Genomic DNA, 4,628 nt, shown 5'->3' with positions numbered 1-4,628 from the left:
CACGTTCGTGATGGAAGTGCCCGCGCTGTTGCCCTCGGAGAGTACCTCCGATAAGGTCTGGTTGTCTGTATCAATCAAGGCTGCAATATCCGCCAGTGAGACAGCATAGGTATTGGTATCAGAATCTGTAATCACCAAATTGGTGTTGGTTCCATCAATCCCAAAAGAAACAATTGTAGTATTGGTATCCGTAAAACTATCACTCAAACTGCTTAAATCAACATTAACACTCCCCCCATTTTCCAATGTCAATGTCAACGTATTGGTCGCATCATTAAAAGTGAAACCGGTAAGTTGCTGGTCATCCGTAGCTGTGAGTTCCCACGAGTTCCCATCCCAAAAATAAATGGTTCCTGTATTGGTATTCACATAAATGTCACCTATATCTGCACCACTGGGAACAAGAGCTCCTGGACTGGAGACATCGGTTCCGGACAATACTTCACAATCGCATTGGTCTTGTAAAGTAACCGTGGTTTGAGAAAAGGCAATTCCTGTAGCAAGCAGCAAGAATAAGAATAATACGCTCTTTTTCATGGGGTTATTATTAGTTGAGGGTCGTATTGTGTTTTTGTGATTTGTTGTTCGATTTCAAGTGTTTTCTTATTCAATCCAACACCTGAATTCTATTCCATGCTACAAAATTACCTTTACTAATAGGGGGTGAAAATATTTGTTGTGTATACCATGAATCCAACGGTATAGTCTTATTTTTTTGAGGTGATTGCGTAAATTCCCTGCTATTTTCAAAGGCTGTTTATCGATAAAACCAGCAATATCAATGGTTTGACAAGCCCTCAAAAAGATGCTTTGAAAATGTTAACGAAATTGTAAGAAACCTCTTTCATTCTCTTAAAAAGAAGAAAGGAGTAAAGGAAAAAGGAACAAACCTAAAAACAGGACCATGACTTCCTTACATAACGAGAAAGCATCCATGCCCGAATAAGATGGCCTTCAAAAAAAACTTCCCTTGGTTTATCAAGGGAAGTGTATATCATATTGAAAATTGGAATACTATTAAGCCAGTATCATTCAAATATGATGAACTCCGACCTACGGTTCAGCTGGTGTTGTTCCTTGGAGCATTGAACTCCATTGAAACATTCATTTACCAGTCTGGACTCCCCAAAACCTTCGCCCTGCAACCTATCTGCCGATATTCCTTTGGAAATCATGTATTTTACTGTTGACTCTGCTCTTTTTTGCGATAACCAAAGGTTATAGGCATCGTTTCCACGGCTATCCGTATGAGAGTTGACCTTGATTTTTAAGCTTGGATATTTTTCCATGGCCACAATCACTTTCTGGATTTCAATCTCCGCATCGGGACGGATATTGAATTTGTTCAAATCAAAATAGATGGTGCTCAACTGAAGTAGCTTGGCCAAATCATCTCCAAATCCACCAGTTACCACATCACGTTCCAGATAAAAGTCAATGATTCTGGGCTTTCCATCAGACTTATTAAAATATTCTTCAGCGGGTACATATCCGTCTCGGGATGCCCTTACAAAATTCCCTTTGGAGCAATCCAACTGCAAAACATAATTGCCTTTGGAATCGGTTATTGTGGACGATACCTCCCTATTTTCCTCATCAATGACCTTTACCGTGGCACCTGCCAACACTTCATTGGATATACGATCTCGAACGGTTCCCGACACCTCTTGTATGCAGTCCAAAACCAAAGGTTCGTTCTCCACAAAACCATAGATATCGTCTTCTCCCATGCCCCCTTCCCTATTGGAAGAAAAATAGCCTGTCTTATCCTCTGAATTGAAAATAAAAGAGAAATCGTCCAGAGGGCTGTTAATGGGTCTCCCCACGTTGACCACCGGTTGATCATAATCGTTATAGGTGATTTTTGTGGCAAATACGTCCAGTCCACCCAGACCTTGATGTCCATCCGATGAAAAATACAACACCCCGTCCTTTGTTATGAACGGAAAGGTTTCCCTCCCAATGGTATTGATGTTTTTCCCTAGGTTGATGATCGGCCCATAAGTGCCATCACCAATAATTTCTGTCATGAAAATATCCGATTGTCCAACACTTCCCGGCATATCGGAAACAAAATAGAGTTTTTTCCCATCTGGGCTCAACATGGGATGTGCCACAGAATAGGAATCATTGTTGAACGGAAGTTCGGTAATGTTCGTCCAAACCCCATTGACCCGTTCTGCACTGTAAACCTTTAAACGGATAATACCCTCTTCATCCTTTTTCTTTTTCCCATCAAAAAAGTTATTTCGGGTAAAGTACATAATGGTCCCATCCTTGTTCACTACCGAAGTGGATTCATGAAGCCGGGTATTGACATCCCCTTCAAGCTTTACCACCCTATCATTGGAAATACTATCGGCATTGACCTTGTATAAATCCAAGAAATCCTTTGAATTCCATGTATGCCTATATCGAGCCAGGTTACCCGTATCCCTATCCGAGGCGAAAATGAGTCCCTTTTCATAATAGGAAGCCGCGAAATCCGAGTACTTGCTATTATAATCAAAAGGTTTTACCGTATATCTTCCTGAATTTTTATCAATCTTGGCCAAATAATCCTCATCAAAATCAATATTGACAGCGGTCATGGTCTTAAACCTTTCCATCAATTTTGTGGCTCCGTCATAATTTCCCAAAGATTTTAAACTCTGGGCATATCTGAAGATATAGTCCACCTCCATCTCATCAGGGTAGGTCTCGTCCAATTTTTGATAGATATTGGCGGCTTCCTCATACTTGGCATTAAAATAATAGGCATTTCCAAGACGCTTTAGCAAATCTGAGGATACGTATCCCTTATCCAGTACCTTTTTGTAAATATCAATGGCCGGACTAAATGAATATTCTTCATAACGTTGGTCTGCCTTGGCCTTTCGTTTGGCCTGCTGTTTATCGGGAATACTGTCTTGTGCCATCATGTTTGTGACACATCCTGAAACCACAATGAGAAGTATGAGTATTCTTTTTAGCATCCTAACCTATTTAAAAGAATCTTGGTGAAACGGTTCTTTGGAACGATTTGAGCAATTCCAATCTCAAGAAAATCTCAAATGAACCATCATTGAACTGGGTTCCTCCCAATTCGGTCACCTCCCTATCATAGGCCAAGCCCACCATTATCTGATCTGTGACCTGAAATCCTGCCAAAGCACTTACTGCCGCATCCAAACGATAGGCTGCTCCAAAACTGAACTTCTCGGCATACAGAAAGTTGGCAGACAAATCTACCTGTAAAGGGGCACCACCCACTGCTTTCGTAAGCAGTGCGGGCTTAAATTGTAAATCGGCCCCCACATCAAAAACATAGCCTGTTATAAAATAGAAATTGATTCGCTCCGCGGACAAAAAGTTCACCGAGTTATCATCATTATCGTTGTCAAAATACTCGCTCTCCAAAATGTTGGGAGCTGATACCCCGGCATAGAACTTATCGGTGTGGTAATACAGTCCCAATCCAAAATTGGGATTGAACTTATTGTCGATATTGTCCTGGCTGACCACTTCCTGATCAAAGTTCCGAAGCCCGTTGAAATCCAGACTTAGCATGTTTCCACCTGCCTTTAATCCAAAGGAAAGTTTTGCATCCCGGGCCACTTCAATGGTATACGAGATCACGGCGTCCAGATAGGTTTCCTGTACCACACCATCCCCAATATTATCATTGACAATGGAAACCCCATAACCCAGTCTGCTATTTCGGATAGGGGAATGGAGATTAAGGGTAAACGTTTCGGGGGCACCGTCCAGACCTACCCATTGCGAACGGTATAATCCGGCAAAACTCAATTGCCCCCTAGATCCAGCATAAGCGGGATTTACGCTCAAGGTATTGAACATGTATTGTGTATACTGCGCATCTTGCTGGGCAAACAGCCCCATGGACATCATTCCCAATACAACAAACGGAACTAAAAAATGTTTCTTTATCATTCTATCACTATTGTTACCTGCTTATATAAATGTAATCGGTGTCCGTGAAACTTCCTTTTTCGGTTTCATAATTAAAGATATAAAAATATACCCCGGCCGGAAGATAGTCGTTCACACTCAATGAGGACCTTCCTCTGGAACGACCGTCAAAAACATTTCTCACATTATCATAGTTTTTGCCTTCATAAACCGCTACACCCCATCTATTGAAAATCTGCAATGTGCTCGACTTTATCTTGCTGACCCCACGGATAAATAGGAAATCATTTTTTAAGTCTCCGTTTGGCGTCACCATCTGGTTCACTTCTATTTCCTCTATGATTACCGTGACCGTTGCCGTGTCACAATTTTCAGGGTTGTCTCTCTCGCAAATGGTATATTCTATGGTATACTCCCCTTCTGTAATTCCTGAATCAACAGTTATGGTACCATCATCATTGATCGTGAGTGAGTTTGTTGGATCTGAAGTCAAAATAACATTTGACAAGGTAACTTCCCCCCCATCAAGCCTATCGTTCAACAATACATTGGCATTTGGAATAGCGCCCCCTCCTGTTCCTTCAGTATAAAAATCATCCACGGCATCAATAACGTTGACCATACCTTCAGTTACCTCCACAGTAACTGTAGCCATATCGCAGTTTTCCACATTGGCAATCTCACAGATGGTATAGGTGATGGTATAAATTCCCTCG

At 41.5% G+C, this 4,628-nt stretch carries 4 protein-coding genes; all 4 read right to left on the bottom strand.

Annotation, left to right across the window (positions count from 1 at the left end; translation table 11 throughout):
- The coding region (locus DN53_RS17800) for a hypothetical protein (RefSeq protein WP_129656267.1) at window positions 1–537 on the bottom strand (537 nt) is incomplete at its 3' end.
- Window positions 538–1,028: 491 nt separating this feature from the next.
- Entirely contained in the window at window positions 1,029–2,975 is a 1,947-nt protein-coding gene (locus tag DN53_RS17795; protein WP_129656266.1) for an OmpA family protein, read from the bottom strand.
- A gap of 10 nt (window positions 2,976–2,985) precedes the next feature.
- Window positions 2,986–3,933, bottom strand: a complete 948-nt coding sequence (locus DN53_RS17790; RefSeq protein ID WP_116217540.1) for a PorP/SprF family type IX secretion system membrane protein — start codon at window positions 3,931–3,933, stop codon at window positions 2,986–2,988.
- A 13-nt stretch (window positions 3,934–3,946) separates the two neighbouring features.
- A partial coding sequence (locus DN53_RS17785; protein ID WP_129656265.1) for a T9SS type B sorting domain-containing protein occupies window positions 3,947–4,628 on the bottom strand: 682 nt, incomplete at its 5' end.

This window comes from Flagellimonas olearia, assembly GCF_004150225.1.
Classification (GTDB): domain Bacteria; phylum Bacteroidota; class Bacteroidia; order Flavobacteriales; family Flavobacteriaceae; genus Flagellimonas; species Flagellimonas olearia.
Note: the sequence above shows the minus strand (reverse complement) of the source record. Positions and strands in the feature narration are given on the sequence as shown.